Here is a 22,290-nt window from a genome sequence, read left to right as displayed (position 1 = left end):
CCTGGACCGAGTCTGGCCAGACACCGGCCCTGCCGAAAGTCTCTAGCAGCCCAGAAGGACGCATAGCATCGCTAGACGATACTATCGGGGTGCGATAGTATCTGGGCGTGGCCATCCAGTCCTTCGCGGATGCGAACACCGAGAAGGTCTGGCGTCGCCAACGCACGGCCCGGCTGGGCGCGGACATCCAGCGGGCCGCGCAGAAGAAGCTCCGGCTGCTCAACGCGGCCGGCACGCTGGGTGATCTGCGCGTTCCGCCGGGCAACCGCCTCGAGAAGCTGACCGGCAACCGGGCCGGTCAGCACTCGATCCGCGTCAACGACCAGTTCCGCATCTGCTTCACCTGGACCGCGGCCGGGCCAACCGACGTCGAGATCGTCGACTACCACTAGAAGGAGGCACTGCGATGACCAAGGCACACGACCCGATCACCGCGGGGGAGATCCTGCGGACCGAGTTCTTGGAGCCGCTGGGGATCAGCCAGTACCGGCTGGCGCAGGCAACCGGCCTGAGCCAGACCCGCATCGGAGAAATCGTCCGCGGCCGGCGGCGGATCACCACCGAGACCGGCCTGCGCCTCTCCCGCGCACTCGGGACCAGCGAGCGCTTCTGGATCAACATCCAGGCCGACTACGACATCGAAGTCGAGCACGACACCCACGAGGACGACCTCAACCGCATCGAGAGCCTGGTCAGCTAAGACCTACCACTGGCACGTCCTTTCGCCGCGAGTCGATCGCCTTGGTGATTCGCTGCTAGGGGCTCGAGGTCTGGCCACGGCAAGGATGTCCGCCCCATCTGACCAAGCAGTTGCCACCTCACCCCAGTCGCACGGCGACCAGAGGACCTGATTACGTCCGGGTGCCGCGTTGCCCGGGATAGGTTTCGGCTCGTGCCAGCCGTTCTGAGCAGCCAGGAGTTCACGCCGTATGCATCGCACATGTCGCTCTTCCTCAGCGACCGCGAGCACCAGACTGCGATCGACGAGGCAGGCTGGCGGCAGCCTGACGTGGCGCTGCGACGGGTACTGGTCGGGCCTTTCGATCTGCAGATCGCCACCGCACGCTACGACGTAGTCCCCGTCCAAATCCGAGTACTGAGCGGACCCCCCTCGGTCGAGGCTGGCGCTGAGCATGCCGTGGAGGTGGATCTACAGGTGCCCTCGGGCAAGCTCGTCTTGGAGACCGTCACCGAGGACTCGAAAGTCGTCCCTGACATCCCCGTCACGCCCGGCCGGTATCGGGTTCGAATCACCTACATGCCGCGAACAGAGCCACCACCCGAGGGGAGTGATTCCGAGGCATTCGGTGACCACTTCGACTATGGCATCGACCTCTGGCTGTCGCCCCGCCCTAACGACCCCGCAGTGCTCGTCCAGGGCCGCGAAGTCTGGGCAGGGTAGCCCTTACGGAACTGCCCCACACCGCCGCCAGTCCGCACCGTCGCGCGTCAATCTCTTCCTCCCCCCGGTTGCGGAGCCTCGCCCCAGGAGCCCATTTCTATGGGAACTGGTCTGCGGGTACCCCCAACAGCTGGCCTGCGAGCTGGGTGAGGACCCACTGTTCGTACTGGTCGATGGTCCATCCGGATTCGACGACGAGTTCTTGGTAGACGCCGACGGCGGCCAGGGCCCGGTAGACGGCCTGGGCGGCCGGCAGCGGCACGACCAGGTGGTCCTTGACGGAGTCGATGATGAGGTTCTGCACGTGATTGCGCCCCTCCAGCTTGGCGCGAAGCATGGCCCGGGTCTGGGGGTCCTCGGCGGAGGCGGCGTCGAACAGCACCATGACGTCGTAGCCGGTCTCGAACAACGCTCGCAGGAAGCGGGCGGCGAGGCGGAGGGTGCCCAACGGATCAGGTTCGTCGACCGCCGCGGCGACCAGCTCTCGAGCGTGCGCATCTTCGAGCCAGGTCTCGCAGATGGCGGAGAGGATTTCTCGCTTGGCTCCGAAGGCGGCGTAGACGGTGCGTTCGGCGACGCCGGCCTCTGCGGCGATGGCTGCGACCGACGTCATCCGGTAGCCCTGGTCGGCGAACAGTCTCCGAGCGGCGGCACAGATCCGGTCCTTCGTGGCTTGCGCCTGCTCCTCGCGGTACGTCCGCTTCGGGCTCTTGACGTCATCCACCATGACGAGGACAGTAGCAGTGAAGTCAATGCAGTATCGCTGCACTGGGTGCACTTACACTGAAGGGAGAGCGTCATGCCCAACCCGTACCCGGTCCTCTACCGGCTAGGAATGGACTGGTGGGAGGGCAACGAGGACACCGGGCCCTTGCCCGAGCTCGTCGCCCGACGCGGACCGGGGACGGCCTTGGACGCCGGGTGCGGAACCGGTCGGCACGCCGTCTGGCTCGCCGAGCAGGGGTGGAACGTCATCGGCGTCGACGGCGTCGACAAGGCCCTGCGCGAGGCGCGGGACCGGGCGCGGGCGGCTGGCGTCGCGGACCGCACCCTCTTCGTCCGCGATGACGTCACCCGCATGACCGCCGTCCCCACCACGCCACCGTACGACCTGGTCGTCGACATCGGCTGCTTCCACGGACTGCGCCCCGACGAACAGGCGGCTTTCGCCGCCTGGGTCACGCGGAACACCCGCGAGGACGCCGCCGTGGTCATCCTCGCGGTCGAGCCCCGAACGGGGATCGGCCCTCACGGAATCGACGAGGCGACGCTCGCAGCCACCTTCGGGCCCGGCTGGTCCATCACCACCACGCCGGCGACGACCACCGGCGGCGGGCCGCTGCGCCACGCGACCTTCCGCTGGTTCACCCTCACCCGCCCCAGCGCCCCGGCGCCAGAGGCCGAGGAGCCCCGGCCATGACCAGTGCACTGGCCCAGTTCACCCGCCTGATCGACGAGGGGTTCAACGCCGGCAACCTTGCCGTGCTCGACGAGCTCGTCTCACCGGAATTCGTGGAGCACCAGTTCGAGTCGCCAGGTCATCCCGCCCGAACCACCGGCCCCGCAGGCGTCGCTCGGATCATCACCGAACTTCGCCGAGGCGCCGACGACTTCCACCTGGCCATCGAGGACGTCAGCGTCACCGGCGACACCGTCTGGGCCCGCCTGCGCGGCACCGGCACAGACACCGGCGGACAGCTCGGCCAACCGCCCACGCGAAGGCCGTTCCAGATCACCGTCATTGACATCGCCCGCTTCGAGGGCGACCAGATGGTCGAGCACTGGGGAGTACCTGACCGACTCGCCCTCCTGCTCCAATTGGGACTGTTCAACGGCCCACACCGTGATAGCAACCGCGCCACAGCCGCGCCATAGAAGCGACTACCACCACGGGCCCGCGCCGCACCCACGACGCCACCGACCCACATTCAGAGCCGCCCTGATCGGCCGGTCCGGCGATAATCGAGACGTGCGTCTCTGCGCCGCGAGCCGGGCAGCTTTCTGGGGCGGTGCTAGGCGTCGTCCAAGGCCCAGAAGAGACCGAAAAGGCATCCCGCGCAGAACAGGCCAGCAACGAGCCCCTTCGCGTATGCGCCGTGTCCGACGTAGTCAATGGCCAGGCCGCCTCCAGTGACCGTCCCCAGACCTAGAAAGAGCCAGACGCGAAGGTTGATCGACTCGCGCCTGTTCTTGTCGTCCGGCAACCTCGACACCTCACCCTCGGCAGGCTGATGCGAGAAGAGTGCCACTTCTCGCTAAGGGCTGCCTGCGTGTCGACGGTTCGGCCCGCCGCCCTGCGTCCAGAAGTCCACGCGGGTGCAGACCTGTGTCTATTCGTCGCGAAGGGCCGTGAAGTTGCGGGGGAGAGGTCTGCTTCGAATCGGACTGCGTGGAGGCGAGATGGAGGATCGTTCGGGACACGGGCCCTTCGTGGCTTCAGCCAGGTGGCGTCCATGGGTCTCGACGTCCGCCATCGGGTAGGCCAAGCCAGCGACGTGTCTTCTCATCCGCGATCACGCCCTTGCCCCTGCCCGATTGCACAAGGAGTGGCCCTAGGCGTTCGAGGAGCCGGTCAACGCCGGGGTGGCCAAGGAGAAAGGTGAACCCGCGGTCGCGACTCGTCACCGTGACCGCGTCACCGACGTGGACTTGGTAATGGCCGAACACCTGGGTCACCTCGACCAAGGGGATGGTCTCGGTCTTGCCTCGGCATGTGCGAGCGAGGGAGCTCTGGTTGAGGGTGTACTTCGCAGGCGCGTACATGAACCACGCGGCAGCCGCCACCACGACCCACCCGGGGATAAGTAGGGCCAGGTTCCACCAACCGCTGACCGGATCGGGGAGCAGCAAGACCACGACCGAGAGCGCCACCCCGTAGATGAGGCCTGCCCCCAGAGCACTTCCCGGCTCAGGATCCCACGCCGTCAGGGGAAGATTGTCCACTCTTGAGAGTGTGACAGCCAGCCCCCTACGTTGCCGCGATCCTTTGCCTTGTTCATGCGTCACTGCGCCGCCTGTCGACCGCCTCAGGGATTCAAGCCACTCCTCGAGTCGCTGCTTGACTTTGCTCACTAGTCCGTCCGGCGTTGGTGCTTCGCAAGCGTGTTGCGGTCTGCCCGGCCAAGGACGCCAGCGACATGATCAGCAATCGCGTCGGCCAGCCAGTCGAGCTGCTGCTTGTTCTGCGGAGGGTTAGCAAGCACGTCCCTATCTTGCAGAGCGTCCAGTACTGCTCGGTGGATGGCAACCCAAGCGTGATCGGTCACCCAGCCACTATCCCGGACCGGCTGCCAGCGAACGAGCGATCCAATCGAGGCCAACTGACCACGGTGAACGCGAGCCGCCCAACCCGGCAGCTAGCGCGTTCGAATCTCCGTCTATCCGCCGCGTAGCGACTGCGATCTCCGGCGGATGTGCGCGAACCTGGTTGCGCGCTAACCCACGAGCGCCGATGCTGTCCGCGTGAAGTCGGACGAGGGTCGTGTACCCATCGGGCAAGCGTTGTACGGGCTCTCCGTCCATCCTGTCCCCGAAGGATGGACTCCCGTGGCGGGCATCATCTTGGTCAAGTGCATCGACGACGAGGGCGGCTCCACGTGGGCCTTCCGCACCACCGACGGCATGAACGACGAAGAACTCTTGGGCGCGCTCACGGTGCGCACGGATCTCCTGCGCAAGGACCTCCTGCAGTCCTACGAGGACGACGAAGACGAGCAGGACTAGCCAGGCGACTGGCCCCTCATCGGCGCGAGCGGACGCTCGACATGCGTCTATCCGCCGCGTAGATCGCCATAGTCGGAGCCGTTTGGCGGACCTATCACCTGATGGCTGTGCGGCCGGTGATGGCCCCCGGTGTGTGCCTATGCGCGTAGAGGTTGACAGCGAGATGGAGGTAGCCGAGCGGGGGCAGGAGGAAGAGGAGCAGGAACCACCACGGCGGGTTCAGACCTAGCCACGGCCGCGACATGCCCCCGGACACATGCCTCGCGTAGGCCGCGATGGCGAGAGCTGCGACAAGGAAGATAGGCACGCTGACCCAGTTGATGTGGAAGTCCACGTCCATGCCCATGCCGGGATGCTAAGTCCCTCGGGAAGGAAGGCACGGCCTTTCGGCCAAGCAGTGCTCAGGACCGTTGCGACGTTGGCTGGGCCATCAGAGATTGCCCCTTCCGCCAGGAAGGTCTTTCCCGATCGGGTCGCGGCCAAGGGGGGCTCGGGCCGGGTGCATCCGGCCCTGTCGGTCGTAGCGCCGCGACAAGACGCGCACGGCCATGGGGTGGCGAGTCCGAGGGGCCGCTTCGAGTGGGCTGCCGGGGTGGGCTGCTGCGGGCGGTGCGGACACATCCACTTCCGTGTTGGTGCGCCGTGCCCGTCTGAAGGGCGGCGCGGTGTCGAAGGAGAACGTCGTGGACGACGTCCAGCGGGCGTTCTTGGCGACCAAGGCGAATCGGTGCGGTGTGGGAACTCACCCGAGGAGGGAGACTCCACGCAGAGTCAGCCGGCCCACGCCGTCGTCTTCGATGACGCCGACGAACCGGGCTCGCCGGCGGCGATCGGGACTGCTCTTCCAGGATCCGGTCCAGACGTACTGCAGGTGATGGGCCAGCGCGTGGTCGGTGAGCGACTCCACTGCCACCGGATCCCATGATCGGTGCCGTGCGAACTCGGTCAACGTCGCCGTCAACACGTCCAGCGCCACCAGCGCGCGGTCCCCGGCATCCAACTCGAGGAACTGGTCGGGGACGGACACATTGGCGACGTCGAAGCCATCGCCTAGGTCTGCCAAGACGGAGATGAGCACTGTCTCGTCGTCTCCGTCAGGCCTCTGGAATCCGGTTCCTGTCAGGAGGCGCACCGACGAGTAGGCGCTGTGGATCACTACGGCCTCCAAGGCCGAGTTCACCAGCTCCGAGACGCGGCGAGATGACTTGGCGAAGGCATCGTCTGCAGGGACCTCCGACCATGGTCGATCAACGAAGCCGGACCAGGGGTACACGTCGACGACCTTCAGTCGCGCCATCGGTCAGCTCCCAGGCTCGTGCAGGCCTTCATCCCCAAGAAGGCAAAGCGTAGGGGGACGGCAACGTCCTGCGAACCCGATCATCTCGAACTGCCCCACTCCGCCGCCTAGAGACGTGCTCGGGGTGGTGGGGCGAGGGCGTCTCAGCGGCGTTGGTAGATGTCTCGCCTATGCCCGACGGCGACGACGAGGACAAGGAGAACCTCGTCGCGGATCTCGTAGACGATGCGGTGGTCGCCGGTGCGGACCCGCCACTCCCCGTCCCCACCGACGAGTTTCTTGGCGCCACTCGGGCGCGGCTGGTCAGCAAGCAGCTCGATGGCCGCCTGGACGCGGCGCCGCGCGGCAGGGTCCAGTTTGCGGAGCTGACGCACCGCGGCGGGGGCGAGCTGGATCCGGTACGTCATGCCAGGCCGAGGTCGGCCTTGACCTGCTCCCACGGGATCGCCGGCTCGCCGTCCGCCATCTCGGCGCGGGCCGCGGCGGCGGCCTCGAGGTCGGCCAAGTCCTCCGCGGCCGCGATGAGCCGGTCCAGGTCCTCGGCGTCGATCACCGCGGCGACCCGCTGGCCACGACGGGTCAGGTAGACGGGGTCGTGTCCGACGCGGGCGGAGTCGACGACCTCGGCCAGCCGGGCCCGGGCGTCGCTCAGGGTGATCTCAGTCATGCCTCCACGGTACGCCGTAACCGCTGAGTTGTACATTTCAGCGGCCTGTGTGCAGGCCTCCGGCCACGCGTCCCCTGTCGACCCGCTCCGGCACACACATCCCCCACACCGCCGCGTGGTGCGTGCCTCGGGCCGCCTCTCGGCGTGCTCCCAGGCGCCACCTCGCCAGCTCGAGTCGACCACCTCCGGGGTCGCTGCAGATCGGCTCGGGTGCGACCCCGAGGGTCCCGGGGGTGCTGAAGGTGCCGACGTCAGCCAGTGTTCGCGTTGGGGTGGGCGAGCTTGTGTGCGGTGATCGTGCCGTCCGGGTCGCGCCAGAAGGCGGTCACGAGATCCGCGACCTGCGGGGCGGCCTGGAGCAGGGGTCCGACGTGGCCGGCGCCGGGCAGGATGACGAGCGCCCCGGTGCGGAGGTGCCCGGCGGCGGCGCGGGCGGCGGTCGTCGTCCACATCGGGTCGTTCGGGCCGGTGGTGAGGAGGGTGGGCGTCTGGAGCCGGTCCAGGACGTCGGTCAGGTCCGGACGGTGCAGGCTGAGCCAACGGATCGCGTCGTACATGCCGCGGCGTTCGGCCCGCGCGAACGCGTCGGCAACGATTGCCGCACCGGTGGGGTCCTCGGCCCGGGCGTCGGGGCCGAGGAGGGCGTCGACGAGGGGCCGAGACACGGAGCGGGGCCCGAGGGCGAGGTAGAGCAGCGACAGCAGGCGCGTGCGGCGCCGGTCCGCGTCGCTGTAGGCGTGGATCGGGGCGCCGATCGCGGTCAGGGTGCGGCACCGCTGGGGGTGCGCAGCCGCGAACAAGACCCCGACGTGCCCACCCCAGGCGTTGCCGAGCCAGTCGACGGGGCCGGTGATGTCCAGCTGGTCGAGGACGTCGACGGCGGCGCCGACGCAGTCCTCGAGAGTGAAGGGGCGTCGGCGCGGGGTGTTGGCTCCGTGGTGGGGGCCGTCGATGAGGACCAGTCGCCGCTCCCCGTCCAACTGGGGCGTGAGGCGAGCCCAGGTGGTGGAGTCGACGAACAGGCTGTGCCAGAGCACGGCCGGCGGACCGGACCCGATCGTGGCCACGGCGAGGGAGCCGAGCCGGGTCGTGACAGGGTGCGCGGTCGGTGGCGTCAGGTGGCTCATGGCGATCTCCCAACATGCTTCGGTGACCGAAGTTTCGGCCCCCGAAAGATATACTCGCGTCCCATGACGACGTCAAGGGAGGACGGGAGCGGCCGTCTGGCCATCGGGCAGCTGCTGGTCGGCCTGCTGCGGGAGTTCCGGACCGAGCTGTTCGCGCCCGCGGCGGCTCAGGGGTACGACGACCTGCGCGAGCCCCACCTGCACATCTTCGGCAGCGTGGGCGTCACCGGCATCCGACTCACCGAGCTCTCCGCCCGCGCCCAGCTCAGCCCGGCCACCACTTCGGAGCTGGTCACCGACCTGGAACGGCTGGGCTACCTCGAACGCCGCCCGGACCCCACCGACCGCCGGGCCAAGCTGATCTTCCCCACCCGTCGCGGCCGCCAAGCACTCCACGACGCCGGAACCCGGGTGGCCGAGATCGAGAGGCACTGGTCCGACCTCGTCGGCAACGCGCGCTTCGCCGACGCCTGCGCGACCCTTCAGGCGATCCTCGACGAGCTCGGCGAGGAGGGGTCGGAGTGACCAGTGGACGCCCCGAACCGGACGGGCCCGGCATCCCCTGATGGTGAACGGGCGCCACGACCCGCTACGGGTGGAGGGCGTCGAACTCGGCCTCGGCGACGGCCTCCTCGTCGGCGTCCAGGCGGACGTGCGCGAGCAGGCTCTGGACGACCCGGAGGGCAGCGGCGGCCCGCTCGCCCCAGTGCGAGAGGTAGCTGAACTGCCACCACCACAGCGCCTCGAGGGGCCGGCCCGCATCGTGGTGCTCGAGCCCGTGGGCGAGGGCCGCGGCGATGTCGACGAGGTCGTTGGAGACCGTCCCGACGCCGAGCTCGGGGGTGGTCAGCGGGTCGACGACGTCGGCGTACTCGTCGAGGCCCTCGAAGAGGTTGGCCAGGCTGTCGCGCAGCGGGTCGACCTCGGGGTCGGGGCCGGGGTCCGGCTCGAAGCGCTCCTCGGGCACAACGTCCTCGACGGCGCCGAGCCGGGCGCCCGCGACGAGCACCTGCGACAGCGCGAGGAGGAGCATCGGGAGGGCCGCGTCAGGGGCCGCGCCCGCCGCGACGTCGCGGAGGGTCACGAGGTAGGTGCGCGCGTCGAGCGCGGTCTCCTCGGCGAGCTGCGCCCAGTCGGCGGCGACCGCGCCGGAGGGGACCTCGGTGGCCTCGGGAGCCGTGGTCTCAGGCATCGAGCAGCCTCCGTCCCTCGAACGCCCGGCCGAGGGTCACCTCGTCGGCGTACTCGAGGTCACCGCCGACCGGCAGCCCGGACGCCAGCCGGGTGACCCGCTGGACGCCGATGTCGCGAAGCATCCTCGAGAGGTAGCTGGCGGTGGCCTCGCCCTCGAGGTTGGGGTCGGTGGCGATGATCACCTCGGTCACCGTGCCGTCGCCGAGCCGCGCGAGCAGCTCGCGGACCCGCAGGTCCTCGGGGCCGACGCCGTCGATCGGGCTGATCGCGCCGCCGAGCACGTGGTAGCGGCCGCGGAACTCGCGGGTGCGCTCGATGGCCACGACGTCCTTGGGCTCCTCGACGACGCAGATCGAGGTGTCGTCACGGCGCGGGTCGGCGCAGATGCGGCAGCGCTCGCCCTCGGCGACGTTGAAGCAGACCTCGCAGAAGCGCACCCGGGCCTTGACCTCGGACAACGCGTGGGTCAGCCGCTCGACGTCGGCGGGGTCGGCCTGCAGCAGGTGGAACGCGATCCGCTGGGCGCTCTTGGGTCCGACGCCCGGCAGCCTGCCGAGCTCGTCGATGAGGTCCTGGACCGCGCCTTCGTACACGCCCCGAGCCTACGGCCTGCGGGCCCGGGAGGGACGGTCAGCCGCGCCGCGCGCGCTCAGGCCTCGACGAGGTGGTAGTCGCCGGCCTCGTCGAGGGCGGCGGCGACCTGCGCGTCGGTGAGGGCCTGCTCGGCCGTGACGGTGACCGTGGACTCGCCGCCGCTCACCACCTCGACGGCGACGTCGCGGACGCCGTCGAGGGCGCTGAGCTCCTCGGTGACGGCGTGGGCGCAGTGGCCGCAGGTGAGGCCGGTGGCGCGGAACTGCTGGGTGCTCGACACGGGTCGGCTCCTCTCGGATCGGATACCTCCCCCCAGTATGCCGTCCGCGCCGCGGGACGTCGGTGGCGGCCCCGGCTCAGATGCCGACGGCGGCGCCCGTGCTCTCCGGAGGCAGCTCGTTGTGGGTGTCGGCGCGCTCCTGGCCGGTGAGCCCGGCGATGGCGTCCATCACCGCGTCGGTGAGGAGCCGGCGCGCCTTGCCGGCCGGCATCCCGGCGTACGGCTCGGGGCTGATCGGGCGGCCGAACGAGACGCGCACCCGGGCGAGCTTCGGGAAGCTGCTGCCGACCGGCTGCACCGCGTCGGTGCCGACGAGCCCGACCGGCACGACCGGCACCCCGGCGGTGAGCGCGAGCCACGCGACACCGGTGCGGCCCTTGTAGAGCCGGCCGTCGCGCGAGCGCGTGCCCTCGGGATAGATGCCGAAGGCGCGCCCGGCCCGCAGCACCTCGAGGGCGGCGTCGAGGGACTCCTGCGCTGCCCGCGACGAGTGGCGGTCGACGGGGATCGACTCGATGGCCTCGAAGAAGCCGCGGCGGACCATCCCCCCGAAGCCGGACCCGGTGAAGTAGTCGGACTTCGCGAGGAAGCTGACCGGCCGTGGCGCGACGATCGGGATGGCGAAGGAGTCGATGAACGAGAGGTGGTTGCTCGCGAGGATGACGCCGCCGGTGCGCGGCACGTTGCCGGTGCCGGTGACCGTGGGCCGCCACAGCAGCTTGGCCGTGGGCGCGATGACGAGATGGCCTGCGCGGTAGGCGAACCGGCTCACCGCGGCTCCTCGTGGATGACCGTGCCCCCGAGGATGCGCTCGACGACGGGCACCCCGACGTCGGCGAGGTCGTCGATGGACTCGTCGTCGTCGCTGATGGCGGTGTCGTCGACGACGTGCGGGGCGGCAGCGGTCTCGTCGACGGACTCGGCGGCGACGGCGGCCCGGGCCTGCTCGAGCGGGCTCGCCCACGCCGGGGCCGTCTCCGGGGGCGGCGGTGCGTCGGACCAGCTGGGTGCGTCGGCCCGCGGTGCGATCGGGGCGACGCCGACGTCGGGCGACGGGGGGCCGGAGGGGCTCGTGCCCGGAGGCCCCGGGCGTGCGCCGTCGGCGGCCGGCGCAGGGCCGCCGTCGGCATCGGCCGGCGGCTCGGGAAGCGGGGCGGCGGCGACGTCGCCCGGGCGGCCCTCGACCCGCGCGTCGACCCCGAGGACGTCGATGAGCGCCTGCCGCACGTACTCGGCGTGCGCGCCGCGACGGAAGGTCTCCGCCAGGCCGCTCGTCGAGATGGCGAGGACGACGCGCTCGCCGTCGTACTCGGCGACCTGCGCGTTCTGGGCGACGAAGGTCCAGGTGACCCGCTTGTGCCGGCTCAGCCAGTCGAGGACGTCGCCCCAGGACCGGCGCAGTGCGTCGGTGTCGATGCCGCCCGGGCCCTTCGGCGGCGCCGCCGCGGCGGGTGCGGCGGGAACCGGCTCGGTCGCCCGGAGCGGGGGTGTCGGCTCCGACTCGGCGACCGGGTCCGGGACCGGGACGGCCTCGGGTCCGGGATCCGGTTGGGCGGCAACCGGCTCCGGCGCGACCGGCACCGGCGGAGCGGGAGCCGGTGTCGGCGTCACCGGTGCCGCCGCGGGCGTCGACGCCGACGGTGCGGGGGTGGCGGCCGGGCCCGACACCGCGGCCGGGGCGGCCGCCGGTGCGGCGAAGGACGCCGCCGCCTGGGTCGGCACCCCGCCGACCTCGAGCCGCCGCTCGAGCCGGTCGAGGCGCGCGGCGTACCCGGCCTCCCCCGCCGCGCCCGGCAGCAGGATGCGGGCCGCGATGAGCTCGAGCTGGAGGCGCGGCGCGGTGGCCCCGGTCATCTCGGTGAGCCCGGCGTTGACGACGTCGGCGGCGCGCGACAGCGCACCGGCGCCGAAGGCCGACGCCTGCCGACGCATCCGCTCGAGCTGGTCCTCGGGGACGTGCCGGAGCACCTGGGCCGCGCCCTCCTGGACGGCGGCGACGACGATGAGGTCGCGCAGCCGCTCGAGGAGGTCCTCGACGAAGCGCCGGGGGTCCAGGCCGGTCTCGACGACGCGGTCGATGGCGCGGAACACCGCCGCGGCGTCGCCGGCGGCGAAGGCCTCGACCGTGGCGTCGAGGAGCTCGCCGTCGGTGAACCCGAGGAGCGCCGCCGCCGACTCGTACGTGAGCCCGCCCTCGCCGGAGCCGGCCATCAGCTGGTCGAGGACCGAGAGGGAGTCGCGGACCGACCCGCCGCCGGCGCGCACGACGAAGGAGAGCACGCCCGGGGCGACGGGGACGCCCTCCTTGGCGCAGAGCTCCTCCATGTACGACTGCAGCCGCGCGGGCGGCACGAGCCGGAACGGGTAGTGGTGGGTGCGGGAGCGGATGGTGCCGATGACCTTCTCGGGCTCGGTCGTCGCGAAGACGAACTTCACGTGCTCGGGCGGCTCCTCGACGATCTTGAGCAGCGCGTTGAAGCCCTGCGGCGTCACCATGTGCGCCTCGTCGATGATGTAGATCTTGTAGCGGCTCTGCGCCGGGCCGTACGAGGCGCGTTCGCGCAGGTCGCGGGCGTCGTCGACACCGCCGTGGCTCGCGGCGTCGATCTCGATGACGTCGACCGTCCCCGGCCCGCCGCGCGAGAGCGCGACGCAGGAGTCGCAGGTGCCGCACGGCTCGGGGGTCGGGCCGGCCTCGCAGTTGAGGCACCGGGCGAGGATGCGGGCGCTCGTCGTCTTGCCGCAGCCGCGCGGCCCGGAGAAGAGGTACGCGTGGCCGACGCGGCCGGTGCGCAGCGCCTGCATGAGCGGCTCGGTGACGTGCTCCTGCCCGATGACGTCGGCGAACGTCTCGGGCCGGTAGCGGCGGTACAGGGCGGTGCTCACCTCCATGACCCTAGCCGCCACGAAGGACACCCGGCAGGCCCGTCCCGGCCCACCGGGTGGGATGAGACGCTGGCCCGGTGACGGGCACCCGGGTCGAGGCGCGAGGCGCCGCCAAGCAGATCGACGGGGCGGTCCTCCTCCACCCCACCTCCTTCGTCGCCGACCCGGGGCGGTGCGTCGTCCTCCGCGGCCCGAACGGCGCCGGCAAGACGACCCTGCTCCGCCTCGTGGCCGGCGTCACCGCCCCGTCGGGGGGGACGGTCACCCTCGACGGTGAGCCGTCCGACGAGCGCCGGCCCGCCACCCGCGAGGCGGTGGCCGCCCTCCTCGGGACCCCCGCCGGGTGGCGCGACCTGACCCTCGTCGACCACCTGACCCTCGTCGACGCCACGTGGGGGCGCGACCCCGCCACCTGCCGCACCCGCGTCGCCGACGCGCTGGCGGAGGTCGGCATCGACCACCTGTCCGACCGCTTCCCGCACGAGCTGTCCTCCGGCCAGACCCAGCTCTTCCACCTCGCGCTGACGTGGTTCCGGCCCTCTCGGCTGCTCGTCCTCGACGAGCCGGAGCAGCGGCTCGACACCGACCGGCGGGCCCTGCTGGCGCGCCTCGTCGCCGCCCGGCGCGACGCCGGCACGACCGTCGTCATGGCCTGCCACGACCCGGCCGTCACCGAGTCGGTCGCCGACGCGGTCGTCGACGTGCACCCCGGCCCCCGATGACGACCGCCCCGCACGGCACCGACCGCGAGCGGCTCGAGGACGTCACGCACGTCCTCCACGGCCCCGAGGGGTCGGGCGGCTGGCGCAACCTCCTCTACGTCCTGTACGTCGTGGGGCTCCTCACCGGGATCTACGGCTTCACCGTCCTGCGGGGCGTCGTCGTCGTCCTCGACCTGCCCGCACGCGGGTGGGGGCTCGGGGTGACGGATCGGGTGGGAGCGCTCGTCCTCGTCTCGCTCGTCGTCCTCGTCGTCGCGCTCGTCGTCCTCGCCCATCTCGCGGGCCGCCGTCGCGGGCCGATCACGCCCGCCCTGCCGTGGCTCGACCACGTGGCCACCGCGCCGGTCGACCGCGCGCTCGTCCTGCGCGACGCCTGGCTCCTCCCCGCCACCGGCACGGTCGCCGGCTGCACGCTCGTCGGGACGGTCCTCGGGGCGGCCGTCTGGGGTGGCGGCGCGGCCGGACCGGCGGCGGCACTGGTCGGCCTGGGCGCCGGGGCCGCCGGTTCGCTGGCCCTCGTCCTCGCCTGGCTCGCCGGCCAGCTCGTCGCCGACCCCGTCGCCGCGGTCCGCCCGGTCGCGGCGGTCCGCCGGACCCTCCGTCCCGGCGCGGCCCTGCGCGCACTCGGCATCGAGGGCCTGCGCACCCACAGCGCCCGCTCCTCCCGGCTCGGCGGGGCCGCGCTCGCCGGCGACCCGCGCGCGGCCCGGCTCGAGGCGGCCGCACCCGTCCGGCGCGGGCGCCACCTGGCCCTGCGCTCGCGGGGCCCGGTCCGCACGCTCGTGTCCCGCACCGGCCTCACGGGGCAAGACCTGCTCACGGGGCGGGGCGGCGTGCTGCTGCGGGGGGCCGGGGGCGGGGCCGCCCTGGGCGCGGTCGCCGGCGGGGCGGCCCGAAACGTCGTGCCCGCCGCTCTCGCCGCGCTCGCACTGCACGTCGGCACTGGGCTGCTCTCCGAGGGGTTGCGGCTCCAGGGCGACACCCTCGGCTCGCCCCGGCTGCTCGGCGGCTCGGTCACCCGCGAGGCCCTGGCGCACGGCGTCCTCCCGTTCCTCGCCCTCCTCGTCGTCGGACTGCCCGCCGCGGTGGCCCTGGCGCTGCCGGCGAGCGCGGCCGAGGGGCTCGTCGCGGCCCTGGCGCTGGTCGGCGTGGGGGTCGTCGTGCTCGCCGGCCAGTGGCTCGCCGCCTTCCGGGTGCGCCCCCCGACCCTCGTCTTCGTCGCGGAGTCCGGGCCGGCCCTGCTCGTCGCCTGGCTGCTCCTCCCCCTCGTGCTCTCGGCGTCCGCCGGCGCCGCGGTCACCCGACTCGTCCAGGTGGCCCCCGGTGCGCCCGTCGCCGGGGCGTGGGCGGCGGCCGTCGCCGCGGTCCCGTGGCTGCTCGCCCGGCGCTCGCTGCGCCGGGCCGCGGGGGCCCACCGCGACTGAGGCCCGGGCCGACAGGTCCGTGACCTACCCTGCTCGGGTGCGCATCGACGTCTGGTCCGACATCCTCTGCCCGTTCTGCCACCTGGGACGGCGCCACCTCGAGCTCGCCCTCGAGCAGTTCGAGCACGCCGACGAGGTGGGCGTCGTCTGGCACAGCTTCCAGCTCGACCGGAACGCGGCCGCCGTCGACGACACCCCGCAGGTCGAGCGGATCGCCGCGAAGTACGGCACCGACCGGGCACAGATGGAGGCCCAGCACGAGCAGATGGCCCGCGACGCGGCCGAGGTCGGCCTCGACTTCGCGTGGCAGCGCCTCGTCGGCGGCAACTCCTACGACGCCCACCGACTCATCCACCTGGCCCGCTCGCTCGACCGCGAGCGCGAGGTCACCGAGCGCGTGCTGCGGGCGTGGTACTCCGAGGGCGCCGCGATCGGCGACCACGAGACGCTCGTCCGGCTCGGCACCGAGGCGGGGCTCGAGGAGCAGGCCGTGCGCGACCTGCTCACGTCCGACGACTTCGGCATCGACGTGCGCACCGACGAGGCGCTGGCCGGCCAGATCGGCATCACCTCGGTGCCCACCTTCGTCCTCGACCAGAAGTACGGCGTCACCGGCGCCCAGCCGGTCGAGGTGCTCCTCCAGGCCATCCGCCAGGTGTGGGACCTCCAGGGCACCGAGCCCGAGGTGCCCGCCGCCGGCGGCGGGTGCGGTGGCGGCTGCTGCGGCGGGGCCTGCGGGTCCGGCGCCGCCGAGGAGACCGCGGAGGCCACGGCCCCCGCGGAGGCGGCCGGCTGCGGGTGCGGCGCCGGCGGCTGCGGCGGCGTGTGCGGGCCGGACGAGCACGCCGAACACGACGCCCACGCCGACGAGGTCAGCCCCGCCACGCGCTGACCGGCGTCCCCGGACGCGAGGACACCCCGCGTACCTGGAAGAGCCCACCTGCCCTTGCTGCATTCCTGCCCTGGGGGAGTTCAGTGGGGTACCACCACGCGGGGTGCCGTCACCGATCGTACGGGGTGGCCACCGGGTGACGGAAATCCCCCGCACGGATGGCCCGCGGCCCCATCGCCGCCGGCCATCTGTGTCGTCGCGGGACACCCCCGAGGGCGCCCGGTCCCCCTACGGTCGTCGCTCATGTCCGACACCGTCGTCAGTCCCCGCGGCTCCGCGTCCCCGACGCCGACCCGCCCCAACATCGTCAAGATCGTCTTCGCCAGCGTCGTCGGCACCGCCGTCGAGTGGTACGACTTCTTCCTCTACGGCTCCGCCGCGGCCCTCGTCTTCGGCCGCCTCTTCTTCCCCGAGAGCGAGCCGCTGACCGCCACCCTCCTCGCGTTCGGCACCTACGCCCTCGGCTTCGTCGCCCGGCCGCTCGGCGGGGTGGTCTTCGGCCACTACGGCGACCGGGTGGGGCGCAAGAAGATGCTCGTCGTCTCGCTGCTCATGATGGGCGGCGCCACGGTCGCCATCGGGCTGCTGCCGACGTACGCGACGATCGGCGTCGGCGCTCCCCTGCTGCTGCTCCTCCTGCGGCTCATCCAGGGCTTTGCGGTCGGCGGTGAGTGGGGTGGCGCGGTCCTCATGGTCGCCGAGCACGGGAAGGACGAGCACCGCGGCTTCTGGTCGAGCTGGCCGCAGGCCGGCGTCCCCTTCGGCAACCTCCTCGCGACCGGGGTGCTCTGGCTGCTCGCGCTCTTCCAGTCCGAGGAGCAGTTCGACGCGTGGGGCTGGCGCATCCCGTTCCTGCTCTCGGCCGTCATGGTGCTCATCGGCCTCTGGGTCCGGGTCAGCCTCGAGGAGTCGCCGGTCTTCGCCGAGGCCAAGGCCGAGATCGAGTCCTCCGACCGGCCGCACCTGCCGATCCTCGAGGTGCTCCGGCGGTACCCGAAGGAGGTGCTCCTCGCCATGGGCATGCGGATGGCGGAGAACATCTCGTACTACATCTTCACGATCGTCGTCATCACGTACGTCACGACCTACCTCGGGGCGGAGAAGGGCGTGGTCCTCGGCGCGCTGCTCGCCGGCGCCGCCATGCAGTCCGTCCTCATCCCGGCCATCGGCGCGCTCTCGGACCGCGTCGGCCGCCGGCCGCTCTACCTCGTCGGCGCGGTCGGGGTCGGCGTGTGGGGCTTCGTCTACTTCGGGATGATCGACAGCCTGAGCGGTCCGCAGATCATGGTCGCCACGCTCGTCGGGCTGTTCTTCCACTCGCTGATGTACTCGCCGCAGGCCGCGTTCTTCTCCGAGCTCTTCGGCACCTCGGTCCGCTACACCGGCGCCTCGGTCGGCTACCAGCTGGCGTCCATCCTCGCCGGGGCCCTCGCCCCGATCATCGCGGTGGCGCTGCTCGGATCCGTCGACACCCGCAACACGACCGCGGTCGCGGTCTACCTCGCGGTGGCGGCGGCGGTCACCGTCGTCTCGGTGCTCCTCGCGAAGGAGACCCGGGCCAGCTCGCTGCGGCACGACCGCGTCCTCGCCGACGCGAACGACTGACCGGCCCCCCCGGCCCCCCCCCGGCGGCCGGGGAGCCCCCGGCGGGGGCTGAGCCGGGCCGCCGCCGTGCGCCGGGCGTTGACGCCCGGCCGGCTCAGGGCCATGATGACCTGCGGCGATACCTCTGTGACCCGGGTCACACCGACCCGGCACCATCGCGGTGACGGGTGCTGTGGGGCCCGTCCCCGCTCCAGCCGATCGACCGCGCCCGGACCCGGGGAGCACCCGCCGCGGGCGCCGCAGGGAGACAGCATGACCACACCCCGTTCCACCGTGCCCGGACGCCGCCTGCTGGTGGCCGCCGGCCTCACCGCAGCCCTCCTCGTCGTGCCGACCACGCCGGCCTCGGCGGGGACGCACCACGGCCCGACCCCGCCGAAGCCGGTCGTCCGCTCCGACCAGCTCGCCGCTCCGTTCAACCTCGACGTGTCCGGTCGCTCGGTCCTCGTCGCCGACGGCAGCCAGAACCTCGTGGGCACGCTGGCCCGCGACGGCTCGATCACGCCGATCGCCACCGACCAGCCCGGCGCCTCCGGCATCGCCCGCTCCGCCGACGGCCGGCGCATCGCGTGGACGACGACGGAGACCGACCCGGCGACCTTCGAGAACAGCGCGAGCGGCCTGACCATCAAGGGCCCGCGCGGCCGGATGGTCCACGCCGACACCCTCGCCCACGAGCAGTCCCGCAACCCGGACCAGGGCATCCACTACGGCGTGACCAACCCGAGCCAGTGCGTCGTCGACGCGTTCACGGCGGCCGGCTTCCCGGTCTCCTACGACGGCGGCATCGACTCGCACGCCTACTCCGTGGCCGCGACGAGGTCCGGATGGGTGGTCGCCGACGCGGGCGCGAACGACATCCTCGCGGTGTCGAACTCGGGCCGCATCCGCACGCTCGCCGTGCTGCCGGCCCAGCCGCTGACGATCACCGCCGACATGGCGGCGGCCCTCGGGCTGCCCGACTGCGTCGCCGGCGTGACCTACGCCTTCGAGTCGGTCCCGACCGAGGTCGAGGTCGGCCGCGACGGGATGCTCTACGTGACGACGCTGCCCGGCGGCCCCGAGTCGCCGGTGCTCGGCGCGCGCGGAGCACTGTGGCGGGTCGACCCGCGCACCGGCCACGTCCGCAGGATCGCCGGCGGGTTCCTCGGCGCGACCAACCTCGCGCTCGGGTCGCACGGCGAGATCTACGTCGCCGAGCTGTTCGGCGGCCGCATCTCGGTGGTCCGGCACGGGAAGGTCAGCCCGTACCTCGACCTGCCGGGGGTCGTCGCCGTCGAGACCGGCGGCCACGGCGACCTGTGGGCCGGCACCCTCGGCAACGAGGACCCGCCGGCGCCCGGGACGATCGTGCAGATCACCGGTGGCAAGGCGCACTGGAAGGGCGGCCCCCACCGGGTGGGTCGCTGACCGACCGGGTCGCGGGTCCACCCCCGGACGGGTGGGCCCGCGGCCCCCGGGTCGTCACCATCGGCGACCCCGGGTCGCCGGTGTCGGGGGCGTCACCGAGGATGGAGGCCCGACATCCTCCGGAAGGCACTGATGACCCCCGCCACGCTGTTCCCCGCCCTCGCCCGCGTCGAGGCGGTGACGTGGACCCTCCTGCTCGTCGGGATGGCGCTGAAGTACCTGACGCGCACCACCGAGCTCGGCGTCGCGGTCTTCGGCCTGGTCCACGGGGTGGTCTTCCTCGGCTACCTGCTCGTCACGGCGCTCGTCGCCGTCGACCAGCGCTGGTCGTGGCGGCTCACCCTCGTCGCGATGGCGGCGGCGGTGCCTCCGTTCGCGACGCTCTGGGTCGAGCGGTGGGTCGAGCGCACCACGCGGCTCGACAACCGGTGGCGCCTGGCGCCCGGCGGCGAGTCACCGGGCCACCCCGCCGAGCACGTCCTCGCCCGGGCCCTGGCCCGCCCGGTGCTCGCCGCGGCGGCGGGGGCTGCGCTGGTCCTGGGCACCACGGCCGTGCTCCTGGTCGTCGGCCCGCCTGGGGGCACCACCGGCGCCTGAGCCCTCAGAGGAGCCAGAGCCAGTGCGTCGACGCGGCCAGGGCGGTGAGCCCGGCACCGACGAGGATCGACGTGACGAGGGCGACGAGCACGCCGTTCCAGCCGCCCCGACGTCGCCGCCGGGCACCGGGAGCGCCGGGTGGTGGGACGGGGCGGATCTGCTCGAGGACGGCGTACGCGACGACCCCGAGGCCGAGGGTGACGAAGAGCTGCCAGATCCAGAACCAGCGGGTCCCCCGGGTCGGGGCCGGACCGACGACGATCGCGCCGAGGGTCATGAGGACCAGGGGCGCGGCGGCCCACAGCGGCCACTGGTCCCGGCCGTCGAGGGTGGGCGACCAGCGCGCCATCGTGGAGACCTGCGGGACGCCGGCCGCCCGGAGGGTCGCGTCGGCCCCGCCGGTGCCGTTGTCGAGGCCGTTGGGGTCGAGGACCCGGACCGGCGCGAACCAGCCGTCGACCCGGTAGGCGACGACGGGGTTGCCCCCGCCGATCCCCGGGTCGGCGTCCGCGCCGTCGTCCCCGGCGGCCCGGGGCACGACGGTGACGCCCTCGGACCACCCGACGACGGTGCCCTCGGGCGGCACGAGGTCGGCGAGCTGCCACGCGGCGACGCGGCCGGCGGCCAGGTCGGCCCGCAGCCGCGGCTCGTCGACGAGGCGGGTCTGGGTGACGACGGTGAGCACGAGCCAGGTGAGCCAGAGGGCGAGCAGGACGGCCCCGAACACCTGGTCGCTGCGGCGGTGCGGCCGGGGCGTGCCGTCGGCCGGCGGCGTCCAGGCGCCGACGGCCGGCCGGGTCACCTCGCCGACGGCGCCGTGCTCCCCCTCGTCCATGACCGGATGATGGCACCACCGGACGTGCCTGTCGACGGGCCGTGCGGGACCTCGCAGCGGCGGCGCCGATTTCGGGTCGACGACCGCCCTCGGGTAGCCTCCTCCGCGGAGGATTCGCATAGTGGCCTAGTGCGCACGATTGGAAATCGTGTTGGGGATGAAACCCCTCGCGGGTTCAAATCCCGCATCCTCCGCCAGCCGACGAGGCCCCCGAGCGTGCGAGGGGGCCTTCGTCGTCTGCGGAGGTGGGGGATGCCGGGAGCGCAGGGCGGGGGCGAGGAACGAGCCCACGGCCGGCGCGGAGTCGGCGAGGAACGAGCCCACGGCCGGCGCGGAGTCCCGCATCCGACCAGAACCCCGCACCCGTGGAAACCGTCGAGAGTAGAGAACACGCCGCGTGCCGGCGGGTGCACGCGGCGTGTTCTGTACCTTCGACGGCTGGGGGGCCGGAGAGGGCCGGCGCTCGGGTCAGGCGAGGGGGAGCCGCTCCCCCACGCCCGTGGCGGCGTCGTGCACCTCGACGAGCCGCTGCTCGTCCGGCCCGGGCACCGGCCCGGAGGCGCTGACCAGCCGGCACACGGCGAACTCCTCGCGCTCGGCGTCGTACGCGTCGACCCAGCGCAGCCACGACCGCTCGGCGACGTCGTCGTCGCACGGCCAGGACACCGGCAGGGCGGCCCTGCCGATGCGGAAGGGCTTGGGCGTCAACCGGGCCCGGTAGCTGCCGTGGGTCGCGCACAGCTCGACGTACAGCGGGTCGGACTGCAGCGCCGACAGGATGCCCCGGGCCTCCTCGGACGCCGGGGCGACACCCGCGCCGGTGACGACGACCCGCAGCCCGGCCGCCGTCCGGTAGACCCGCACCCCGAGCTCCGGGTGCTGCCGGGCGAACTCCCAGGCCGGCTCGGCGGCGAGGCACTCCGCGACCGACGGACCGCCCGGACCGGTCGCCGTGACGGCCCGCCCCTCCGCGCCCGGCAGGTCCGGGTAGGCCTCGTACCCGGGGCCCGGACCGCCGACCGGCTCGGGCTCGTCGAGCCCTGCGGCGTCCTCGCCGGAGCTCCCCTGCGGCGTCGGGTCCGGGCGGCCGAGGACGAGCCGCCGGATGAACCCCGCGACGCCGCGGCCGCGGTCGCCCGGCGTGGAGCGGGTCGCCCGGCGCCGCGCCGACGGCCGTTCGTCGGCCAGCTCGGGGACATCGACGTCGGCGACGAGGAGCAGGTCGGTGCACAGGACCTCGCAGCCCATCCGGTTGCGCGTCACCACCCCGAGCAGCCGCCCGTCGTCCGCGCGGACCTCCTCGAGCACGGGCTCGCGCAGCGGCGTCCGGGGGTAGTAGCCCCGGGTCGCGGGTAGCCGGCCCTCGCGTTCGACCCGGGCCAGCACCTCCGCCAGCCGTTCGTGGCCGACCCGCTCGGCGTCCTCGTCGGACTCGGTCGACCAGCCCCACACCGAGATCGGGCCACCGTGCCGCCCGAGGTGCGGGCTGAAGCCGTCGACCCTGACCCAGTGCTGCGGGATCTCCATGGCCGCAGAGTCTGTCAGTCGCCGGGCCCGGCGACGTGCACGTACTCCGGATGCCGCGGCAGGTCGCCGGGGGGGCTATGCATGGTGACGGGCAGCGGCGGCAGGTTG

The 22,290-nt window shown here is 72.7% G+C and carries 27 protein-coding genes, 1 tRNA gene and 1 other RNA gene; 14 read left to right on the top strand and 15 right to left on the bottom strand.

Features of this window, described 5'->3' with window-relative positions; all coding sequences use genetic code 11:
• Positions 1-107 precede the first annotated feature (107 nt).
• From PKA89_RS14570 to PKA89_RS14560, 3 genes are all read left to right on the top strand, one after another.
• Positions 108-392 (top strand): type II toxin-antitoxin system RelE/ParE family toxin, encoded by a 285-nt coding sequence (locus PKA89_RS14570; protein WP_324420686.1) that lies wholly within the window; start codon positions 108-110, stop codon positions 390-392.
• Between the two features lie 14 nt (positions 393-406).
• A complete protein-coding gene (locus PKA89_RS14565; RefSeq protein ID WP_324420684.1) occupies positions 407-700 on the top strand; it encodes a HigA family addiction module antitoxin in 294 nt (97 codons plus the stop codon).
• A gap of 240 nt (positions 701-940) precedes the next feature.
• Complete coding sequence (locus PKA89_RS14560) at positions 941-1,402, top strand: hypothetical protein (RefSeq protein ID WP_324420682.1); 462 nt, start codon at positions 941-943, stop codon at positions 1,400-1,402.
• Positions 1,403-1,499: 97 nt separating this feature from the next.
• Here the strand turns inward: PKA89_RS14560 and PKA89_RS14555 are convergent, their stop codons facing one another.
• Positions 1,500-2,129 (bottom strand): TetR/AcrR family transcriptional regulator, encoded by a 630-nt coding sequence (locus PKA89_RS14555; protein ID WP_324420680.1) that lies wholly within the window; start codon positions 2,127-2,129, stop codon positions 1,500-1,502.
• Positions 2,130-2,201: 72 nt separating this feature from the next.
• Between PKA89_RS14555 and PKA89_RS14550 the strand changes: the two genes are divergently transcribed.
• Together PKA89_RS14550 and PKA89_RS14545 are read left to right on the top strand one after the other, a co-directional pair.
• On the top strand, positions 2,202-2,822 hold the full coding sequence (locus PKA89_RS14550; RefSeq protein ID WP_324420678.1) for a class I SAM-dependent methyltransferase: 621 nt from the start codon (positions 2,202-2,204) through the stop codon (positions 2,820-2,822).
• Complete coding sequence (locus PKA89_RS14545; RefSeq protein WP_324420676.1) at positions 2,819-3,277, top strand: ester cyclase; 459 nt, start codon at positions 2,819-2,821, stop codon at positions 3,275-3,277. Before PKA89_RS14550 ends, PKA89_RS14545 begins: the two co-directional genes overlap by 4 nt.
• Positions 3,278-3,838: 561 nt before the next feature.
• Here PKA89_RS14545 and PKA89_RS14540 read toward each other — a convergent pair.
• Positions 3,839-4,474 (bottom strand): hypothetical protein, encoded by a 636-nt coding sequence (locus tag PKA89_RS14540; RefSeq protein WP_324420674.1) that lies wholly within the window; start codon positions 4,472-4,474, stop codon positions 3,839-3,841.
• Between the two features lie 474 nt (positions 4,475-4,948).
• Between PKA89_RS14540 and PKA89_RS14535 the strand changes: the two genes are divergently transcribed.
• The gene (locus PKA89_RS14535) at positions 4,949-5,125 is read left to right on the top strand and encodes a hypothetical protein (protein WP_324420672.1); all 177 of its coding nucleotides are present in this window, start codon (positions 4,949-4,951) and stop codon (positions 5,123-5,125) included.
• 94 nt (positions 5,126-5,219) lie between these two features.
• Here the strand turns inward: PKA89_RS14535 and PKA89_RS14530 are convergent, their stop codons facing one another.
• The 5 genes from PKA89_RS14530 to PKA89_RS14510 form a co-directional block, all read right to left on the bottom strand.
• On the bottom strand, positions 5,220-5,471 hold the full coding sequence (locus PKA89_RS14530) for a hypothetical protein (RefSeq protein ID WP_324420670.1): 252 nt from the start codon (positions 5,469-5,471) through the stop codon (positions 5,220-5,222).
• Positions 5,472-5,867: 396 nt separating this feature from the next.
• Positions 5,868-6,422 (bottom strand): hypothetical protein, encoded by a 555-nt coding sequence (locus tag PKA89_RS14525; protein ID WP_324420668.1) that lies wholly within the window; start codon positions 6,420-6,422, stop codon positions 5,868-5,870.
• A 143-nt stretch (positions 6,423-6,565) separates the two neighbouring features.
• The gene (locus PKA89_RS14520) at positions 6,566-6,829 is read right to left on the bottom strand and encodes a type II toxin-antitoxin system RelE/ParE family toxin (protein ID WP_324420667.1); all 264 of its coding nucleotides are present in this window, start codon (positions 6,827-6,829) and stop codon (positions 6,566-6,568) included.
• Positions 6,826-7,089: a type II toxin-antitoxin system Phd/YefM family antitoxin gene (locus tag PKA89_RS14515; RefSeq protein WP_324420665.1), complete on the bottom strand. Its 264-nt coding sequence runs from the start codon at positions 7,087-7,089 to the stop codon at positions 6,826-6,828. Before PKA89_RS14515 ends, PKA89_RS14520 begins: the two co-directional genes overlap by 4 nt.
• Before the next feature lie 251 nt (positions 7,090-7,340).
• Positions 7,341-8,216, bottom strand: a complete 876-nt coding sequence (locus PKA89_RS14510) for an alpha/beta fold hydrolase (RefSeq protein ID WP_324420663.1) — start codon at positions 8,214-8,216, stop codon at positions 7,341-7,343.
• Positions 8,217-8,279: 63 nt separating this feature from the next.
• On the opposite strand from PKA89_RS14510, the gene PKA89_RS14505 reads away from it, so the two are divergent.
• Positions 8,280-8,741 carry a MarR family transcriptional regulator gene (locus PKA89_RS14505; RefSeq protein WP_324420661.1) on the top strand — a complete coding sequence of 154 codons (462 nt, stop codon included), beginning with the start codon at positions 8,280-8,282 and terminating at the stop codon, positions 8,739-8,741.
• A gap of 64 nt (positions 8,742-8,805) precedes the next feature.
• Here PKA89_RS14505 and PKA89_RS14500 read toward each other — a convergent pair whose 3' ends face one another.
• The 5 genes from PKA89_RS14500 to PKA89_RS14480 form a co-directional block, all read right to left on the bottom strand.
• Entirely contained in the window at positions 8,806-9,408 is a 603-nt protein-coding gene (locus tag PKA89_RS14500) for a DUF5063 domain-containing protein (protein ID WP_324420659.1), read from the bottom strand.
• Positions 9,401-10,003, bottom strand: a complete 603-nt coding sequence (recR, locus tag PKA89_RS14495; RefSeq protein WP_324420657.1) for a recombination mediator RecR — start codon at positions 10,001-10,003, stop codon at positions 9,401-9,403. The genes PKA89_RS14500 and recR overlap by 8 nt, the downstream gene beginning before the upstream one ends.
• 56 nt (positions 10,004-10,059) lie before the next feature.
• Positions 10,060-10,284, bottom strand: coding sequence for a heavy-metal-associated domain-containing protein (locus PKA89_RS14490; protein WP_324420655.1), 225 nt, complete (start codon positions 10,282-10,284; stop codon positions 10,060-10,062).
• A gap of 76 nt (positions 10,285-10,360) precedes the next feature.
• Positions 10,361-11,056 (bottom strand): lysophospholipid acyltransferase family protein, encoded by a 696-nt coding sequence (locus tag PKA89_RS14485; RefSeq protein WP_324420653.1) that lies wholly within the window; start codon positions 11,054-11,056, stop codon positions 10,361-10,363.
• Positions 11,053-13,176, bottom strand: coding sequence for a DNA polymerase III subunit gamma and tau (locus tag PKA89_RS14480; RefSeq protein WP_324420651.1), 2,124 nt, complete (start codon positions 13,174-13,176; stop codon positions 11,053-11,055). Before PKA89_RS14480 ends, PKA89_RS14485 begins: the two co-directional genes overlap by 4 nt.
• 71 nt (positions 13,177-13,247) lie before the next feature.
• Here PKA89_RS14480 and PKA89_RS14475 point away from each other — a divergent pair, with 71 nt between their 5' ends.
• Genes PKA89_RS14475 through PKA89_RS14465 form a run of 3 tightly spaced genes read left to right on the top strand, consistent with a single transcriptional unit; the run spans position 13,248 to position 16,208 of the window.
• Complete coding sequence (locus PKA89_RS14475; RefSeq protein ID WP_324420649.1) at positions 13,248-13,892, top strand: ATP-binding cassette domain-containing protein; 645 nt, start codon at positions 13,248-13,250, stop codon at positions 13,890-13,892.
• Positions 13,889-15,316: a hypothetical protein gene (locus PKA89_RS14470; RefSeq protein ID WP_324420648.1), complete on the top strand. Its 1,428-nt coding sequence runs from the start codon at positions 13,889-13,891 to the stop codon at positions 15,314-15,316. Before PKA89_RS14475 ends, PKA89_RS14470 begins: the two co-directional genes overlap by 4 nt.
• Before the next feature lie 37 nt (positions 15,317-15,353).
• Positions 15,354-16,208 (top strand): DsbA family oxidoreductase, encoded by an 855-nt coding sequence (locus PKA89_RS14465; protein ID WP_324420646.1) that lies wholly within the window; start codon positions 15,354-15,356, stop codon positions 16,206-16,208.
• A gap of 14 nt (positions 16,209-16,222) precedes the next feature.
• On the opposite strand, the gene ffs is transcribed toward PKA89_RS14465, so the two are convergent.
• An RNA gene (ffs, locus tag PKA89_RS14460) (signal recognition particle sRNA small type) lies at positions 16,223-16,319 on the bottom strand.
• Positions 16,320-16,451: 132 nt separating this feature from the next.
• Between ffs and PKA89_RS14455 the strand changes: the two genes are divergently transcribed.
• The 3 genes from PKA89_RS14455 to PKA89_RS14445 all read left to right on the top strand — a co-directional run bounded on the left by PKA89_RS14455 (position 16,452) and on the right by PKA89_RS14445 (position 19,820).
• Positions 16,452-17,813 (top strand): MFS transporter, encoded by a 1,362-nt coding sequence (locus tag PKA89_RS14455; RefSeq protein ID WP_324420644.1) that lies wholly within the window; start codon positions 16,452-16,454, stop codon positions 17,811-17,813.
• A 252-nt stretch (positions 17,814-18,065) separates the two neighbouring features.
• Entirely contained in the window at positions 18,066-19,223 is a 1,158-nt protein-coding gene (locus PKA89_RS14450; protein ID WP_324420642.1) for a ScyD/ScyE family protein, read from the top strand.
• Positions 19,224-19,355: 132 nt separating this feature from the next.
• Entirely contained in the window at positions 19,356-19,820 is a 465-nt protein-coding gene (locus PKA89_RS14445; protein ID WP_324420641.1) for a DUF3817 domain-containing protein, read from the top strand.
• 4 nt (positions 19,821-19,824) lie between these two features.
• Here the strand turns inward: PKA89_RS14445 and PKA89_RS14440 are convergent, their stop codons facing one another.
• A complete protein-coding gene (locus PKA89_RS14440) occupies positions 19,825-20,655 on the bottom strand; it encodes a hypothetical protein (protein ID WP_324420639.1) in 831 nt (276 codons plus the stop codon).
• 107 nt (positions 20,656-20,762) lie between these two features.
• Between PKA89_RS14440 and PKA89_RS14435 the strand changes: the two genes are divergently transcribed.
• Positions 20,763-20,852, top strand: a tRNA-Ser gene (locus PKA89_RS14435).
• A gap of 271 nt (positions 20,853-21,123) precedes the next feature.
• On the opposite strand, the gene PKA89_RS14430 is transcribed toward PKA89_RS14435, so the two are convergent.
• Entirely contained in the window at positions 21,124-22,182 is a 1,059-nt protein-coding gene (locus tag PKA89_RS14430) for a hypothetical protein (RefSeq protein ID WP_324420637.1), read from the bottom strand.
• Positions 22,183-22,290: the final 108 nt, after the last annotated feature.

It is taken from the genome of Phycicoccus sp., from assembly GCF_035325325.1.
Lineage (GTDB): Bacteria > Actinomycetota > Actinomycetes > Actinomycetales > Dermatophilaceae > Phycicoccus.
The sequence above is the reverse complement of the archived record's forward strand: the minus strand, read 5'-3'. Positions and strand labels throughout refer to the sequence as shown.

Bases quoted from the DNA above. Each gene is read 5' to 3' on its own strand.
- PKA89_RS14505 (WP_324420661.1), top strand. From the start codon at position 8,280: ATGACGACGTCAAGGGAGGACGGGAGCGGCCGTCTGGCCATCGGGCAG.
- PKA89_RS14565 (WP_324420684.1), top strand. From the start codon at position 407: ATGACCAAGGCACACGACCCGATCACCGCGGGGGAGATCCTGCGGACC.
- PKA89_RS14455 (WP_324420644.1), top strand. From the start codon at position 16,452: ATGTCCGACACCGTCGTCAGTCCCCGCGGCTCCGCGTCCCCGACGCCG.
- PKA89_RS14430 (WP_324420637.1), bottom strand. From the start codon at position 22,182: ATGGAGATCCCGCAGCACTGGGTCAGGGTCGACGGCTTCAGCCCGCAC.
- PKA89_RS14520 (WP_324420667.1), bottom strand. From the start codon at position 6,829: ATGACGTACCGGATCCAGCTCGCCCCCGCCGCGGTGCGTCAGCTCCGC.
- PKA89_RS14525 (WP_324420668.1), bottom strand. From the start codon at position 6,422: ATGGCGCGACTGAAGGTCGTCGACGTGTACCCCTGGTCCGGCTTCGTT.
- PKA89_RS14545 (WP_324420676.1), top strand. From the start codon at position 2,819: ATGACCAGTGCACTGGCCCAGTTCACCCGCCTGATCGACGAGGGGTTC.
- PKA89_RS14515 (WP_324420665.1), bottom strand. From the start codon at position 7,089: ATGACTGAGATCACCCTGAGCGACGCCCGGGCCCGGCTGGCCGAGGTC.
- PKA89_RS14440 (WP_324420639.1), bottom strand. From the start codon at position 20,655: ATGGACGAGGGGGAGCACGGCGCCGTCGGCGAGGTGACCCGGCCGGCC.
- PKA89_RS14480 (WP_324420651.1), bottom strand. From the start codon at position 13,176: ATGGAGGTGAGCACCGCCCTGTACCGCCGCTACCGGCCCGAGACGTTC.
- PKA89_RS14470 (WP_324420648.1), top strand. From the start codon at position 13,889: ATGACGACCGCCCCGCACGGCACCGACCGCGAGCGGCTCGAGGACGTC.
- PKA89_RS14530 (WP_324420670.1), bottom strand. From the start codon at position 5,471: ATGGGCATGGACGTGGACTTCCACATCAACTGGGTCAGCGTGCCTATC.
- PKA89_RS14550 (WP_324420678.1), top strand. From the start codon at position 2,202: ATGCCCAACCCGTACCCGGTCCTCTACCGGCTAGGAATGGACTGGTGG.
- PKA89_RS14510 (WP_324420663.1), bottom strand. From the start codon at position 8,216: ATGAGCCACCTGACGCCACCGACCGCGCACCCTGTCACGACCCGGCTC.
- PKA89_RS14555 (WP_324420680.1), bottom strand. From the start codon at position 2,129: ATGGTGGATGACGTCAAGAGCCCGAAGCGGACGTACCGCGAGGAGCAG.
- PKA89_RS14500 (WP_324420659.1), bottom strand. From the start codon at position 9,408: ATGCCTGAGACCACGGCTCCCGAGGCCACCGAGGTCCCCTCCGGCGCG.
- PKA89_RS14445 (WP_324420641.1), top strand. From the start codon at position 19,356: ATGACCCCCGCCACGCTGTTCCCCGCCCTCGCCCGCGTCGAGGCGGTG.
- PKA89_RS14450 (WP_324420642.1), top strand. From the start codon at position 18,066: ATGACCACACCCCGTTCCACCGTGCCCGGACGCCGCCTGCTGGTGGCC.
- PKA89_RS14560 (WP_324420682.1), top strand. From the start codon at position 941: ATGTCGCTCTTCCTCAGCGACCGCGAGCACCAGACTGCGATCGACGAG.